The organism is Enhydrobacter sp., from assembly GCA_025808875.1.
Lineage (GTDB): Bacteria > Pseudomonadota > Alphaproteobacteria > Reyranellales > Reyranellaceae > Reyranella.
Genome location: CP075528.1, coordinates 2,952,514 through 2,966,915, shown reverse-complemented (window position 1 = coordinate 2,966,915; position 14,402 = coordinate 2,952,514). Strand labels below are relative to the sequence as shown.

Genomic DNA, 14,402 nt, shown 5'->3' with positions numbered 1-14,402 from the left:
CTGCCCAGGAGGTCGCCATGGACGACAAGACCCGCACCGAACTCGAGGCCGCCGCCTTCCGCCGGCTAGTCGCGCACCTCCAAGAGCGCACGGACGTACAGAACATCGATCTGATGAATCTCGCCGGCTTCTGCCGCAACTGTCTCTCGCGCTGGTATCGCGAGGAGGCGGGCAAGCAGGGCATCGAGATCGCCGATCCCAAGGCGCGCGAGATCGTCTACGGCATGCCGTACGACGAGTGGAAGGCGAAGCATCAGAAGGAAGCCTCCGGGGATCAGAAGCAGGCGTTCGAGAAGTCGCACCCGAATCACGGCTGACACGCCGACGTTCGACGAATCTGACTCTCCGCGCAGGGCTTGAACGAGGGGGTCGAATCGCCTTCCGATGCAGACGCCATCGGCATCGGACGGAATCCATCGACCCGATTAGGTGCTCGCCGGCGCGTCGAGGTAAAATGCGCCCATGAGCACCATGACCACTTCCGGCCGCGAGGGCCGCGCGGGATTTCCCGTATCGACGTTCTGCTTCGCCAATCGCCCGCCGACTCGTCCTCCCGACCCGTGACCGGGGATTTGCGGTATTTCCGGTATTTCCGGCAGCGTTTTTCCGTATGTCTACATACAATTGCCCCACTGGCGGGCATTGGCCTCCCGGGGTGAGTGCCCGCGATGTCGATTGTCCGGCGACACCCCGCCGGAGGTTTGCGAGGTTTCCGAGGTTTCCGAGATCGATTTCCGCGATTTGCGCGATTTCCGCGGCGGGCTCCAAAGAGGAGTTGTGAGCGTTATCCCCGTCATTCATCGCCGAACCGTCGTTGAGCCGGCGGGCTCGCCGCCCTTATGGTCCGCCGACTGGAGCGAGGAGTTCGTACATGCCCGACGGCAGCGCCGTTTCGAAGAAGACCAAAGCCGGCCCGATCTCGGCGGAACGCCTGAAGAGCTTCGTCGAGCGCATCGAGAAACTCGAGGAGGAGCGTCACGCCATCGGCGGCGACATCCGCGACGTCTACAGCGAGGCCAAGGGCGTCGGTTACGACGTCAAGGCGATGCGCAAGATCGTGTCGCTGCGGAAGATGGATGCGGCCGACCGCGCCGAGCAGGAGACGCTGCTCGACACCTACAAGCATGCGCTCGGCATGACCTGAGCGGAGGGCGACGGCGCGAGAATGTCATATCTCGCGCGCCGCCGGCGGCGGTAGGCTGCCCCACGGCACGGATCGCGTCAGCGGACCGGCCGGGGAGGGAACACCATTGAGCACCCGTCGGCTTTTCATCGCCGGTTCGGCCGCGCTGGTCGCGGCCGGCGCGTCCCGCGCCTCGGCCCAGGCCTATCCGACCCAGCCCGTCCACATCGTCGTGCCGTTTCCGCCGGGCGGCGGCACCGATGCGCTGGCGCGCGCCATCCAGGAGCCGATGCAGAAGTCGCTCGGCGGCACCATCGTCATCGACAACAAGGGCGGCGGCGGCGGCAGCATTGCCCACGAATTCGTTGCCAAACAGCCGGCCGACGGCCATTGGGCGGTGGTCGGCGCCAACAACCTGCCGCTCTACCCGCACATCGTCGCCAGGCTCGGCTTCGACGCCAAGACCGCGTTCGCGCCGGTCGGCTTCATCGCCAAGCAGGAGTCGGTGCTGGTCGGCGCCGCCGACGCGCCGTGGGCCGACCTCGCGGCGATCATCGCCGCGGCCAAGGCATCGCCCGGCTCGGTGCAGTACGGCACGGCGGGCCTGACCACGCCGATGCATCTGTCGGCCGAGCAGTTCGCGCTGCTGAACGGCATCAAGCTGACGCACGTGCCGTTCCGCGGCACCGGCCCGCTGGTGACCGATCTGCTGGGCGGGCACATCAAGCTCGGCATGTCGAGCATCACCAGCGTGGCCGCGCAGATCGCCGCCGGCAAGCTCAAGGCCTATGCCATGGCGTCGCTCGAACGCTCGTCGGTCGCGCCCAACGTCCCGACTTTCAAGGAGCTCGGCGCGGGCGACGTCGACGGCACGATCGTCTACACGCTGCTCGTGCCGGCGGCGACGCCGGCTCCGGCGGTCGCCAAGCTCAACCAGGCGCTGAACGCCGCCGTCGCCACGCCCGAAGGCAAGGCCGACCTCGCCAAGCGCGGCTTCGTGCCGATGGGCGGCACGCCGCAGGCGCTGGCCGACTGGCTCGGCAAGCAGGAGGCGATCTGGGTGCCCGTGCTGAGGGCCGCCGGCATCAAGCCGGAATAGCTCAATACCAGATGTTCATCGGCAAGCCGTGGCGGTCGCGCGCCTCGGCCGACCCGAGACGGGTCGCCTTGCCTTCGGCGATCAGAAGCGCCGTGCGGCAGCAGGCGATGGCGTCGAGGACGTCATCGCGCGCGGCGCCTGACAAACGCTCCACGGTGGGTTCGAAACCGTGAGCCCGGAGCAACTGAAGGCGCTTGGATCGTCCGTCTCGCTTCTTCTTGCCGGCAAACACCGGAACATTGCCGTTCATTCGCAAGAAGGCGAGTTCCGGATGGGCCTCGTGGACGATCCGTTGTAGATCGGAGCGCTCTCTGAGTGTGCAATCGAGAGCATTCAGCTTGCCGAAGAGGCCAAAGGCCTGCTTCGACAACCCAACCTCGTGCGGCGAGGGCATGCGGCGGACTGCCTCGTAGTCGGTCGCCGCCAATGCCCACCGACATGGCGCCGAGAAGACCGACGATGCCTTGCGGCCGAGAAGCTTGCGCGCCTCGCGCTCGCATTGGCGCCCTCCTCGCGTCTGGATGTCGAGGAATCCGACCGGCATGTCGACGGCCAGAATCGAAAGACCCTCGCAGGCGTCCGCGAGGGCCTTCACGACCCGGATGTCCAGGGTGCCGTCGGTGTCGCGACGGCAGACGACCCAGCCCGTACGGCAACCGTCGGCGCCGGCGACGATCAAGCTACCACTTGGCCATCTTGGCCTTGAGGTTGGCGTCGAGCGTGTCGAGGAAGTCCTGGGTGTTGAGGAACGGGTGCTTGGCGTCGATCAGGATCGCGAGATCCTTGGTCATCTTGCCGCTCTCCACCGTCTCGACGCAGACCTTCTCGAGCGTGTCGGCGAACTTCGCCACGTCGGGCGTGCCGTCGAACTGGCCGCGATACTTGAGACCCTGCGTCCAGGCGAAGATCGAGGCGATCGGGTTGGTCGAGGTCGGCTTGCCCTTCTGGTGCTCGCGGTAGTGGCGGGTCACCGTGCCGTGCGCGGCCTCGGCCTCGACAGTCTTGCCGTCGGGCGTCATCAGCACCGAGGTCATCAGGCCGAGCGAGCCGAAGCCCTGCGCCACGGTGTCGGACTGGACGTCGCCGTCGTAGTTCTTGCAGGCCCAGACGAAGGCGCCTTCCCACTTCAGTGCCGAGGCGACCATGTCGTCGATCAGGCGGTGCTCGTAGGTGATGCCCTTGGCCTTGAACTTGTCGGCGAACTCCTCGTTGAAGACCTTCTCGAACAGGTCCTTGAAGCGGCCGTCATAGCGCTTGAGGATGGTGTTCTTGGTCGAGAGATAGACCGGCCAGCCGCGCATCAGACCGTAGTTGAACGAGCTGCGGGCGAAGCCGATGATCGAATCGTCGAGGTTGTACATCGACAGCGCCACGCCGCCGCCGGGGAAGTTGAAGACCTCGTGCTCGATGACCTTGCCGTCGTCGCCGGTGAACTTGATGGTGAGCTTGCCCTTGCCCGGCACGACGAAGTCGGTGGCGCGATACTGGTCGCCGAAGGCGTGGCGGCCGATCACGATCGGCTTGGTCCAGCCCGGCACCAGGCGCGGCACGTTCTTGCAGACGATGGGCTCGCGGAAGATGGTGCCGCCGATGATGTTGCGGATGGTGCCGTTGGGCGACTTCCACATCTCCTTGAGGTTGAACTCCTTCACGCGCGCCTCGTCCGGCGTGATGGTGGCGCACTTGACGGCGACGCCGTACTGCTGCGTCGCCTTGGCCGAATCGACCGTCACCTGGTCGTTGGTCTTGTCGCGGTACTCGACGCCGAGGTCGTAGTACTTCAGGTCGACCTCGAGGTACGGCAGGATCAGCTTGTCCTTGATGAACTTCCAGATGATCCGGGTCATCTCGTCGCCGTCCATCTCGACGATCGGGTTCTTCACCTTGATCTTGGCCATCGCTGTTCCTTTCGCGCCCCGAGAAACCAATGCGGGCGCGGTTCTAGCGAAGCGGGGCCGGCCCGGCAAGGCGGCCGCTAGATCCGGTCCAGCTCGCCTTGCGCCGTCTTTCCGCGCGGCATGGCCGCCAGGGCAGGCAGCAGCTCGTCGAGGTCGCTGACGAAGGCGACGTGGTCGAGGTGGGTCCGGTCGGCGAAACCGCCCTCGACGACCGATCGCAGCAGCTCGGCCAGCGGCTGCCAGTAGCCGTCCCGGTCGACGATCACGATCGGCTTGGTGTGCAGGCCGAGCGTGCGCCAGGACAGCACCTCGAAGAACTCCTCGAGCGTGCCGATGCCGCCCGGCAGGACGACGAAGCCGTCCGAGCGCTCGAACATCTGGAGCTTGCGCTCGTGCATGGTCTCGACGACCACCGTCTCGCTGAGGGCGGGGTGGCCGGCCTCGCGCTGCAGCAGGAAACGGGGGATGATGCCGACGACGCGTGCGCCCGCCCTGAGGGCGGCGTTGGCGACCACGCCCATCAGGCCGACGCCGCCGCCGCCATAGACGAGCGCCACGCCCTCGGCGGCCAGGAGCTGGCCGAGGCGGGTGGCGGTGTCGCGCGCGGCGGGATCGGCACCGAAGCGGGCGCCACAGAAAACGCACAAAGACGAGGGACGGGAGGGGCTGGAGTCGGACGCGGACACGGTGGATTTCTTTGATTTGGCGGGCGATCCGTTGTCTTTGCGGACCGACGCGGCATGATATCATTTCGTTAACATGGGGCGCGACGCCAATCGAGGTCGGTCGGCGCACCGTCGGGAGCTTGATGTCACGAACAGTTATCGGCCTGGTGGCGGTGGGCGCCGTCATCATCGCCGTCGCCCTGGGGATCGCCTGGCGCGGCGAAGTGACGGACCAGGTGGCGATCGGCAAGAAGGCCGCGCCGGCCGCGTCGGCGGCAGTGGCCCCGCCGGCAGCCGCGCCGGCAGCCGCTGCGCCGCCTGCTGCCGCACCGCCCGCCGCAACGCCCCCCAAGTCGGCCCCGGCCGAGGCCCAGTCCGCGCCTCCGCCGGCCCCGACGCCGTCCATGCCGACGTTCGACGTGGCGCGCATCGAGACCGACGGCAGGGCCGTGATCGCAGGGCGCGCGGCGCCCGGTGCCAAGGTCGTGCTGCTCGATGGCGGCAAGGAAATCGCCAGCGGCGTCGCGGACGCCCGAGGGGAGTGGGTGATCCTCGCCCAGGACCCCCCGCTCTCGCCGGGCTCGCATGAACTGCGCATCGTCCAGCACATCGCCGGACGTGCTCCGGTAACGTCCGAGCAGGTCGTGATCGCTCTGGTGCCGGCGCCGCAGACGGCGGCCGCGCCGTCCGGCGGGACGGTGGCCGCGAACCCGCCGCCGTCGGCCAAGGACGAAACCCTGGTCATGATTGCGCCGCCGGCCGGCCCGGCGACGCTTCTTCAGTCGCCCTCCGCCGGTGGCGTTCCCAAGGCGAACGACCTGCAGCTCCTGACCCTCGACTACGACGAGCGCGGCCAGGTCACGGTGACCGGCAAGGCGGAACCGGGCACCTCGGTCCGTGTCTACATGAACGACACTCTGGCCGGTGAGAGCGTGGCCGGTGCCGACGGCCGCTGGCGGGTGACTCCGTCGCAGCCGATCGAGCCCGGCAATCACACGTTGCGCCTCGATCGGCTGAAGTCCGACGGCAAACCGGCGGCGCGGCTGGAACTGCCGTTCGCGCGACCGGCGCCCAAGACGGCCGGCGGCGACGGCCCGCGGCGCCTGACGATCGTGCGGGGCGACAATCTCTGGAACATCGCGCGCGCACATTACGGTGAGGGCTTGCGCTACACTCTTATATTCGACGCCAACAAGGACCAGATTCGCGATCCGGATCTGATATACCCCGGCCAAATCTTCAGCCTGCCCAAGGTCAACTGACGGCGGTCCCGGAGCGCGCGTTCATGCTGGCGAATTTTCTCGTGCCGATCCTCGACGACGGCTGGCGCTTCATAGCGCTGTTCGCCGCGGCGACTTTTCTGGCGGCGCTGACCGGGCTCGCCTGGCTGTTCTGGCCGCTGATGGTCCTGACGCTGTGGTCGATCTACTTCTTTCGCGATCCGCCGCGCGCCGTGCCGCAGGACGACGGTGTACTGTTGGCGCCAGCCGACGGCCTCGTCCAGATGATCGCCCAGGCGGTTCCACCGGCGGAACTCGGCTTGGGTGACCGGCCTCTTACCCGGGTTTCCATTTTTCTCAGCATCTTCGACGTACACATCAACCGCACACCCTGCTCCGGCGTTATCGAGGTCATGGCCTATCGACCCGGCAAGTTCCTCAATGCGTCGGCCGACAAGGCGAGCGAGGACAACGAGCGCATGGCGGTCGCGCTGCGGCGAGCCGACGGGCAGCTGGTCGGTTTCGTCCAGATCGCGGGCTGGGTGGCGCGGCGCATCGTTTGCCGGGTCAAGCCCGACCAGGCCGTGATTGGCGGCGAACGGTTCGGCCATATCCGTTTTGGCAGCCGCACCGATCTCTACCTGCCCGAAGGCGCGCGATTGCTGGTCGCGGTCGGCCAGCGCATGATCGGCGGTGAGACCGTGATGGCCGAGTTGGACCCGGTGTCCTTCGAGCCGCGCCGGGCCGCCGAGTTCTAGCCGGGTTCTGGGAGACCGCCATGGACAGCGAAGCGAGCGGGCGCCGCGGACTGCGCGGCTTCTCCGTCAACCGGCTGATTCCCAACGTGCTGACGTTGGCCGCGCTGTGCTCCGGACTGACGGCGATCCGGTTCGCCCTCAACGGCCAGTTCCGGCTGGCCGTGATCGCCATCATCGTCGCCGCCATCTTCGACGCGCTCGACGGGCGGGTGGCCCGACGGCTGGGCGTCACCAGCCGCTTCGGCGCCGAACTCGATTCGCTGTCCGATTTCCTTTGTTTTGGCGTGGCGCCGGCCCTGGTGCTCTACCTCGAATCGCTGCGTGGCGGCGGCACGCTCGGCTGGGTGATCACGCTTATGTTCCCGATCTGCTCGGCGCTCAGGCTGGCGCGCTTCAATACCGCCCTGCTGGCCGATACGCCGCCGCCGGCCTGGACGGGGTCGTATTTCACCGGTGTGCCGGCGCCGGCGGGGGCGCTGCTCGCATTGATTCCCCTTATGGTCAGCTTCGAGATCGAAGCGCCCTGGCCGAGCCATCCGATCGTGGTCGGCATCGTCCTGGTGACGGTCGGGGGACTCATGGTGAGTCGCCTGCCGACATTCTCCTTCAAGAAGGGGAGGGTGCCGCGCCATCTGGTTCTGCCGGCTCTGCTGGGAGTGGCCCTCGTCATGGGCGTCCTGGCGAGTTCGCCCTGGATCGCCATGTCCCTGCTTGGACTGGTCTATGCGGCATCGATCCCGTTCAGCTGGCTTGCCTATCGTCGGCAGGCCTTGCGCGAGGCCCAGGGGGCGGGAGCCGACGTCGTCGCGCTGCGGGCGGTCGACGGCGCGGCACCGCGCGACTGATGTTCGATCCGCTCCTGCGCCGGTTGATCGACCCTCCGCTCGATCCGGTCGGCGCATGGCTCGGTCGGTGCGGCGTGTCGCCCAACCAGGTGACTTTGGCGGGATTGGTGATCGGCTTGGCTGTTGTTCCGCTGCTGGCCTTCGGCCACTACGGATGGGCCTTGGTGGCCATCCTCGCCAATCGGCTGCTGGATGGCGTCGACGGGGCGATTGCACGGCATGGCCGGGCGACGCCGTTCGGCGGCTATCTGGACATCGTCTGCGACATGGCGTTCTACGCCGCGGTCCCGGTCGGCTTTGCGCTGGCAGCACCTGAAAACGCGTTATGGGCGACGTTCCTTTTGGCGTCGTTTCTGGGAACAGGTGCATCGTTCCTCGGCCGGGCGATCCTGGCCGCCCAGCGCGGAGAGCTGGACGACGGGGAGCGGGGGCGAAAGTCGTTCTTCCATTCGTCCGGGCTCATCGAAGGTACCGAGACCGTCGTTGCTTTTATGTTGTTCTGCCTATTCCCCGGGGCGTTCCCATGGCTGGCGGGAGGATTTGCCGTCCTGTGCATCTGGACGACGATTGCACGCGTCGCAGGCACGAGGCGCACGACGTGAAGAGAATGGTCGCCGATAGACAGCGTGAGTAAATAGTCAATATATTTCAGGATATTATCAAGGAATCTTCACTGAATCGCCTAGTTTCTCGTTGACCGCAAGTTTCACATTAAGTACGGTCACTAAATATAAGCAATTTCATGGAGTCTGATCGACCCGAACTCGATCGCTCCAAGCGGGCAATTGGTGGAGTTCAAGATGCTTCTCATCCTTCGTCGCCTCCTCAGGAATGAGCAAGGCGCCACGGCGATCGAATACACGCTTATCGCCTCGCTCATCGCAGTTGCGGCGATCGCCTCGATGCGCACGGTTGGTGGCAAGGTCACGAACGTCTTGAGCAACGTCACGAACACCATGACCTGAAGTCGGGTGACGGCGGCCTCTATGGCGGGGCGGCCTAGAAATGGGCCGCTCTTTTCATTTGACCCCCTATTAGCGGTGTTGAATCCAAATTTTTCCTTTTATTATTAAAGGATTACGGTATTGACTTGATGTATAACTGAAAATATCATTCGTAACGATTTGTCAAAAGTCGCTAGGTCTCGGTTATCGGTCAGTTCTCCTCTTAAAGCGATTCATTAAGTAAGTTCTTCTTTCCGTTGAAAGCGACAGTCTAGCGACTCTGGACCTGATCAACGAGGTTGTTGCCGGCATTCCTTAGCGCCGGCCTTCGATGGGTGTTGGATGTCGCTCTTGGCGCTTCTTCAGTCGGCCTGCCTATTGGCGTTCGTCGCCCTGCTTTTGATGGCCGGGTGGCAGGACCTCCGCACCATGCGGATCTCCAATGCCATCTCCCTCGCCGTCGTGGCGTGCTTCGCGCTGTGGGCGGCAATCGGTTTCGGTGCGGGCGAGGTGGCGCCGGTCGCGGTCGGCTACACGGTTATGTGTTCGATCGGCGTCTTCGCTCTTGGCGCCGCGTTGTTCGCGATCGGCGCATTGGGTGGCGGCGACGTGAAGCTGATCGCCGCGGCGAGCCTGTTCGCCGGTCCCGGATTGTTGGTTGATTTCCTGCTGATCGCGTCCCTGGCCGGCGGCTTGCTGGCGCTTGCGATGCTGGCCGGCCTGCCGATCGGCCAAGCCGCTGCCACGACAGGGCCTGGCACGACTGTGCGCGCGCAACTGCGCGCTGGCCTCCCGTACGGACCGGCAATCGCTGTCGGCGGGCTATGGGTCGCCTTGTCCCTGGCCTTGTCCTGAAAGGCGACGTCCATGAACAGCAAACGCGTCGTCTTCCTGCTCCTCGCGATCATTGTCGCCGGCGCGACGGCGTTCCTCGCGCGTGCGTGGTTGCTGAACGAGCGCGCAGCTTTGCTGGCCCAGGCGGGCGCCGATCGCCAGCCGCCAGCGCCCACGCTGAAGGTTCTCGTTGCCCGTCAAGCGGTGCCGATGGGCCGCATCATCAAGCCGGAGGATCTCCGCTGGCAGGCCTGGCCGCAAGCGGGACTGGCGGAGAGCTACGCCGTCGAAGGCAAGCGCGCGATCGAGGACTTCGTCGGTGCGGTCGTCCGCGTCCCGATCGCCACGGGAGAGCCCGTAACGCAGGGCAAAGTGGTGATGTCGGGAGCGCGCGGTTTCCTGGCCGCCGTGCTGCAGCCGGGGATGCGTGCTGTAAGCGTGCCGATCACGGCCACGTCGGCGGTATCGGGCTTCATTTACGCCGGCGATCGTGTCGATGTTCTGCTCACTCACATCCTGAACCAACAGCAGGGCGGCCAGCACAGCGCCACGGAAACCATTCTGCGCAACGCGCGCGTGATCGCGATGGACCAGAAGCTCGACGCCTCTCCTGTCGACAAGCCGGACGTGGGCAAGACCGCGACGTTGGAACTGACGCCCAAGCAAACCGAGATCGTCACGCTGGCTGTCAAGATGGGCGATCTTTCCCTGGTCTTGCGAAGCCTGCAGGACATCAACGGTGAGGGGCGCGATCCGGAGACTGCCGACACCGCACCTGCCGAGGCCGGTGACAGCTACACCCACGACACGCAAGTCAGTCGGCTGATCCGCCCCGCACAACCACGTGGCGAGCCGTCGAGGCAGGTGCTTGTGCTGCGCGGCAGCTTGCAGAGCAAGCAGGAGGTCGACGGCGGCGGCACCAGCGGCACGGGCGACGGGGGCAGCGCAGACGGCCGGTCGCCGGCGCGGACCACGCCGTTCACCCGAACCTATCAGAGCGTGCAGCAATGATTGCGGTACCTTCCCTCCGGCCGATCTGGCCGCTCGGTCGACTGATCGGCCGTGGTTTGGCCCTTGCGGCGGCCATGAGCTTCGCGTTGCATCCGGCGATTTCGGTCGCGCAGTCGGTGGCGACGGAGACCGGGACGTCTGTCGACGTGAAGTCCAAGCCCAGCGGACAATCCAAACGTTCCGCGAGAAAGGTGTCGAAGCGCACGCCGTCGGACACGGTCGCCGAAGAGCTCAATCGTCGGGAGGCAGAGCGAGCGGCTCGGCTCGTGCAGTCGATGTCGTCGACGACCGCTCCGTCCACCGCCGCAGTTGTCGCCCCGGCCGCCGCCATTGCGAAGGAGGAAGCCAAAGACACCACCCCTCTCGAGCCACCCACGGTCGCAGCCATACCGCCCCGCGCAGCTATCGTCTCGGCGTCGTTGACAACGGCCTCCGGGTCGGGGGCGACCGGGCCGATCACGAAAATCGACACGATTCCCGAAAACCGGCCGCCACGGCATCTCGCGCAGACTCAGCCGCCCGCGCCGGTACCCATCCCGCCACCCGCCACCGTTACGGCACCCCAGTCCGCCGCACCCCAGGTCACTGGGGCGCAGGGGCGCAGCTTCGGGCAGAACCAGATCGTGCCGCCGCAGCAACCGACGCTGTCTCTCGAGGTCAACAAGGGAACAGCCCTCAAGCTTCCCGGTCCGGCGGCGACCGTATTCGTCGCGGCGCCGGACATCGCCGATGTACAGGTCAGGTCGCCCGGCATGATCTATGTCTTCGCCAAGAAGCCCGGCGACACGGTGCTCTACGCCGTGGACGATCAGGATCGCGTGCTGCTCAACACTATCGTCAGTGTGACTTCGCCCGTCAGCCGCATGAAGGCCACGCTCGACCGTCTGCATCCGGGCAATGGCGTGGTCATCGAGAATCAGGGTGAGAGCATCGTCTTGAGTGGCGTTGTCCGCTCGGGGGTGGTAGCCGAGGATGCCCGTCGGCTGGCCCTGCAGCACGTCAATGGCCAAGCCAACAAGGTGATCGGCAACATCCGCGTCGATGCACCGACCCAGGTGCAGCTTCGCGTGAAGATCGCCGAAGTCAACCGAAGCGCCCTCAAGCGGGTCGGCATAAACTGGCAGAACATCAACAGCATTGCGTTGTTCGGCCTGGGGCCGGTGCAGGCGGGCTTCGCTACCCAGACGATCCAGGTGGTCGGTGGCGCGGCGTCGGGTGCCATTTCCATCCAGAGCAACGATGGCAGCCTGACGTCGTTCATCGACCTGCTTGCCACGCAAGGAGAGGCGACCATCCTCGCCGAACCGAACCTGATCGCGTTGTCCGGCGAGACGGCGAGCTTTCTGGCCGGTGGCGAAATTCCGGTTGTCAGTCCCCAGTCTGGCTCGATTACGACGACGTTCACCGTGATGTACAAGCAGGTCGGCGTCAGTCTCGGATTCACGCCGACCATCGTCGGCGATCGTATCAACCTGAAGGTCGCCCCCGAAGTGAGCCAGGTGACATCCACCGGTGAGGTCAGCATTCCCGTGGGCAGCGGCAACCTCATCATTCCGGCGGTCCAAACGCGTCGGGCATCGACGACGGTCGAGCTCGGCAGCGGGCAGAGTTTCGCTATCGCCGGTCTGTTGCAGAACTCCACCGTGCAGACAATCTCGAAGCTGCCGGCGCTTGGCGATATTCCCATTCTCGGGACGCTGTTCAAGTCCGACGCCTATCAACGCAACGAGACCGAATTGGTGATTCTCGTGACGCCCTACTTCGTAGAGCCGGTCAACACACGACTGCAGACACCCCTCACGGGGCGTGTCCCTCCGACGGATGCCGACCGCCTCTTCTACCAGCGCGTCAATCATCCCACCCCACCGCGTCGTATCGGCGTGGGCCCCGCGCGACAGGCAGGCCCGTCCGCCGGCTTCACGCTCGACTAGAGGTTACCATGCGAGTCTCTGTCTTGCTCTGCGCTGCCGGCATTGCGCTCGCCGCCTGCGGCGACCCGGTGAGAGATCAAGCCCTGATCGATACGCGCTACGATCCAGTTCGCGCCGACACCATGCTCGCCGTCGGCTTTATCCCGGGCAGCGCGCGCCTCGACACAGGACAGGTCCGCGAACTCCACTCGATGGTAGCCGAAGGTCGGCGCGCGCAACGCGACGAATTCATCGTGGTAACCGACGGATCGGGTGGAGCGATGCAGCTGGCCCGTGCGCGACTGGTCGGCCAGAGCCTGTCCGATGCCGGCGCCCGCTGGGTCGGAACTTCGGTTGAGCCGGCGATGGCGATGGGCCCTGATCAGGTCGTGATCGTGCGCTCGGAGTACCGCCTCGTCCCGCACAATTGTCCCACGACCAGATCGCAGATGTGGAACCCCAATGAATCGATCTCCAAGGGGTTTGGCTGCGCAGACGCCTACAATTTCGGGCAGATGCTCGCGCGACCGCGCGACGCCGCGATCGGCCGAGATCCAGGAACGGGCGACGGCACCGTCGCGGCCGAGGCCGTCCAGCGCTATCGAGAAGGCCGCGTTCGGCAGGTGACCGGCGCCCCGACGACGGGCAGCTCCGGTGGCGCTGCCCAGACTGGCTCAGGAGGCGCCTCCGGTTCGGCTGGCTCGGGATCCTGAGTCGGCCATGGCCTCCGCCGTCGCACAGGTTCTGATCCCCAGGGTGGAAGAGAAAGCCGCCGTCTCGGCGATGACCTTCGTTGCCGATTCCGCTACCCAGTCCAGGATTTCTGCCGAGCTCTTCAATATGACGCACGGCAAGGCGAATATCCGCGAGGGAGCGATCGACCAGGCGCTGGCCGTTGCGGAATGGCCGCGCGATCTGGACCTCTTGATCGTGGACATCGCGGCTTCAACCGATCCCGTCGCTGATGCCGCGGCGCTGAAGATGGCCGTGCCGGGCGGGTGCATCGTTATCGGCGTCGGGCGGATCAACGATGTTGCACTCTATCGCGAACTGTTGAGCGTCGGATTTAACGACTACCTCGCGTTGCCGCTCGCCGAGGGTTCGGTTGGGCGAGCGGCCGAGAGGGCACTCGATATGCGCGAGCGCGGGTCTGCGCCCGCGTTGACGAGCACGGCTTCCAAGGACGTCAGGCCACGCGCACTCGCAGTGCTGGGTGCCCGAGGCGGGGTGGGGGCGACAACACTCGCTATCACGATCGCCAGCATGCTTGGCACCCGGCTGAAGGAAGAAGTCCTGCTCGTCGATTTCGACCTGCATTACGGTTCTATGATGTTGGCGCTCGATCTCGAAGCGATCGACGCCTTGCGGGAGGCGTTGGATCAACCCGACCGAATCGACGCCCTTTTCGTGCAGCAGGTCGCGCAGAAGAAGAACGATCGGCTCTACGCGATAGGCGCCGAAGAGGCGCCGACATCCGGCTTCCAGCCGCGGCCGCATGCCGTCACCGACTTTCTCCGGGCCGTGCATCGTCGCTTTCGTTGGATCATTGCAGATGTTCCGCGCGGGGATCCGACCATGCAACGCCAGGTGATCGAGGCCGCGACCGACATCCTGCTGATCACCGACCTTTCGCTGCCCGGCGTGCGTGACGCCATGCGATTGCAGCAGTTGGTGCATGATGTCGCACCGAGTGCGTCGCTCTACCTCGCGACCAGTGGCGTATTGGATGCGCGCCGCTCGGCGGTCAAGGTTGCGGACGTCGAACGCACGCTCAAGCGCAAGGTGGACTGCCAGGTTCCCGCCGACGTCGGCGCTGCCCTGGCGGCCATCAATTTCGGCAAGCCGCTGGCCGAAGCTGCTTCGAACAGTTCCATCGTAAAGGCGCTCCGCCCCCTCGTCGCCGCACTGGATTCTCCGCGCGACGGCGAGTCGAGTGGAAGGACTCGAGTTGGCGGGATTGTCGAGCGATTCGTCAAGGGCCTGAAGGTCAAGAAGAGCTGACCAGCATGTTCGGCTTGCGCAGAGGCACGGAGGAAACCGCAACACAGCCCGGTGCGCTCGACCGGATCGGTCGCCGTCCTGGCGGCGAACCTCG

16 protein-coding genes are annotated in these 14,402 nt (G+C 65.7%); 13 read left to right on the top strand and 3 right to left on the bottom strand.

Annotated elements, in window-relative coordinates; translation table 11 throughout:
- Positions 1-17: 17 nt before the first annotated feature.
- The 3 genes from KIT25_14745 to KIT25_14735 all read left to right on the top strand — a co-directional run bounded on the left by KIT25_14745 (position 18) and on the right by KIT25_14735 (position 2,222).
- A complete protein-coding gene (locus KIT25_14745; GenBank protein ID UYN93314.1) occupies positions 18-317 on the top strand; it encodes a DUF1244 domain-containing protein in 300 nt (99 codons plus the stop codon).
- 554 nt (positions 318-871) lie between these two features.
- The gene (locus KIT25_14740) at positions 872-1,144 is read left to right on the top strand and encodes a DUF2312 domain-containing protein (protein UYN93313.1); all 273 of its coding nucleotides are present in this window, start codon (positions 872-874) and stop codon (positions 1,142-1,144) included.
- Positions 1,145-1,250: 106 nt separating this feature from the next.
- On the top strand, positions 1,251-2,222 hold the full coding sequence (locus KIT25_14735) for a tripartite tricarboxylate transporter substrate binding protein (protein UYN93312.1): 972 nt from the start codon (positions 1,251-1,253) through the stop codon (positions 2,220-2,222).
- Position 2,223: 1 nt separating this feature from the next.
- On the opposite strand, the gene KIT25_14730 is transcribed toward KIT25_14735, so the two are convergent.
- From KIT25_14730 to KIT25_14720, 3 genes are all read right to left on the bottom strand, one after another.
- Complete coding sequence (locus tag KIT25_14730) at positions 2,224-2,901, bottom strand: DUF429 domain-containing protein (GenBank protein UYN93311.1); 678 nt, start codon at positions 2,899-2,901, stop codon at positions 2,224-2,226.
- Between the two features lies 1 nt (position 2,902).
- Positions 2,903-4,120, bottom strand: coding sequence for an NADP-dependent isocitrate dehydrogenase (locus tag KIT25_14725; GenBank protein ID UYN93310.1), 1,218 nt, complete (start codon positions 4,118-4,120; stop codon positions 2,903-2,905).
- A gap of 77 nt (positions 4,121-4,197) precedes the next feature.
- Positions 4,198-4,806: a TIGR00730 family Rossman fold protein gene (locus KIT25_14720; GenBank protein ID UYN93309.1), complete on the bottom strand. Its 609-nt coding sequence runs from the start codon at positions 4,804-4,806 to the stop codon at positions 4,198-4,200.
- A gap of 122 nt (positions 4,807-4,928) precedes the next feature.
- On the opposite strand from KIT25_14720, the gene KIT25_14715 reads away from it, so the two are divergent.
- From KIT25_14715 to KIT25_14670, 10 genes are all read left to right on the top strand, one after another.
- Positions 4,929-6,047 (top strand): LysM peptidoglycan-binding domain-containing protein, encoded by a 1,119-nt coding sequence (locus tag KIT25_14715; protein UYN93308.1) that lies wholly within the window; start codon positions 4,929-4,931, stop codon positions 6,045-6,047.
- Positions 6,048-6,070: 23 nt separating this feature from the next.
- Positions 6,071-6,763, top strand: coding sequence for a phosphatidylserine decarboxylase (locus KIT25_14710; protein ID UYN93307.1), 693 nt, complete (start codon positions 6,071-6,073; stop codon positions 6,761-6,763).
- Between the two features lie 20 nt (positions 6,764-6,783).
- A complete protein-coding gene (gene pssA, locus KIT25_14705; GenBank protein ID UYN93306.1) occupies positions 6,784-7,608 on the top strand; it encodes a CDP-diacylglycerol--serine O-phosphatidyltransferase in 825 nt (274 codons plus the stop codon).
- Complete coding sequence (locus KIT25_14700) at positions 7,608-8,210, top strand: CDP-alcohol phosphatidyltransferase family protein (protein ID UYN93305.1); 603 nt, start codon at positions 7,608-7,610, stop codon at positions 8,208-8,210. The genes pssA and KIT25_14700 overlap by 1 nt, the downstream gene beginning before the upstream one ends.
- Positions 8,211-8,408: 198 nt before the next feature.
- Positions 8,409-8,573: a Flp family type IVb pilin gene (locus KIT25_14695; protein ID UYN93304.1), complete on the top strand. Its 165-nt coding sequence runs from the start codon at positions 8,409-8,411 to the stop codon at positions 8,571-8,573.
- Between the two features lie 321 nt (positions 8,574-8,894).
- The gene (locus tag KIT25_14690) at positions 8,895-9,407 is read left to right on the top strand and encodes a prepilin peptidase (GenBank protein ID UYN93303.1); all 513 of its coding nucleotides are present in this window, start codon (positions 8,895-8,897) and stop codon (positions 9,405-9,407) included.
- A 12-nt stretch (positions 9,408-9,419) separates the two neighbouring features.
- Positions 9,420-10,397: a Flp pilus assembly protein CpaB gene (gene cpaB / locus KIT25_14685; GenBank protein UYN93302.1), complete on the top strand. Its 978-nt coding sequence runs from the start codon at positions 9,420-9,422 to the stop codon at positions 10,395-10,397.
- Entirely contained in the window at positions 10,394-12,328 is a 1,935-nt protein-coding gene (locus tag KIT25_14680) for a type II and III secretion system protein family protein (protein UYN93301.1), read from the top strand. Before cpaB ends, KIT25_14680 begins: the two co-directional genes overlap by 4 nt.
- A gap of 8 nt (positions 12,329-12,336) precedes the next feature.
- Positions 12,337-13,020, top strand: a complete 684-nt coding sequence (locus tag KIT25_14675; protein ID UYN93300.1) for a hypothetical protein — start codon at positions 12,337-12,339, stop codon at positions 13,018-13,020.
- A 7-nt stretch (positions 13,021-13,027) separates the two neighbouring features.
- Positions 13,028-14,308: a hypothetical protein gene (locus KIT25_14670; protein ID UYN93299.1), complete on the top strand. Its 1,281-nt coding sequence runs from the start codon at positions 13,028-13,030 to the stop codon at positions 14,306-14,308.
- Positions 14,309-14,402 lie beyond the last annotated feature (94 nt).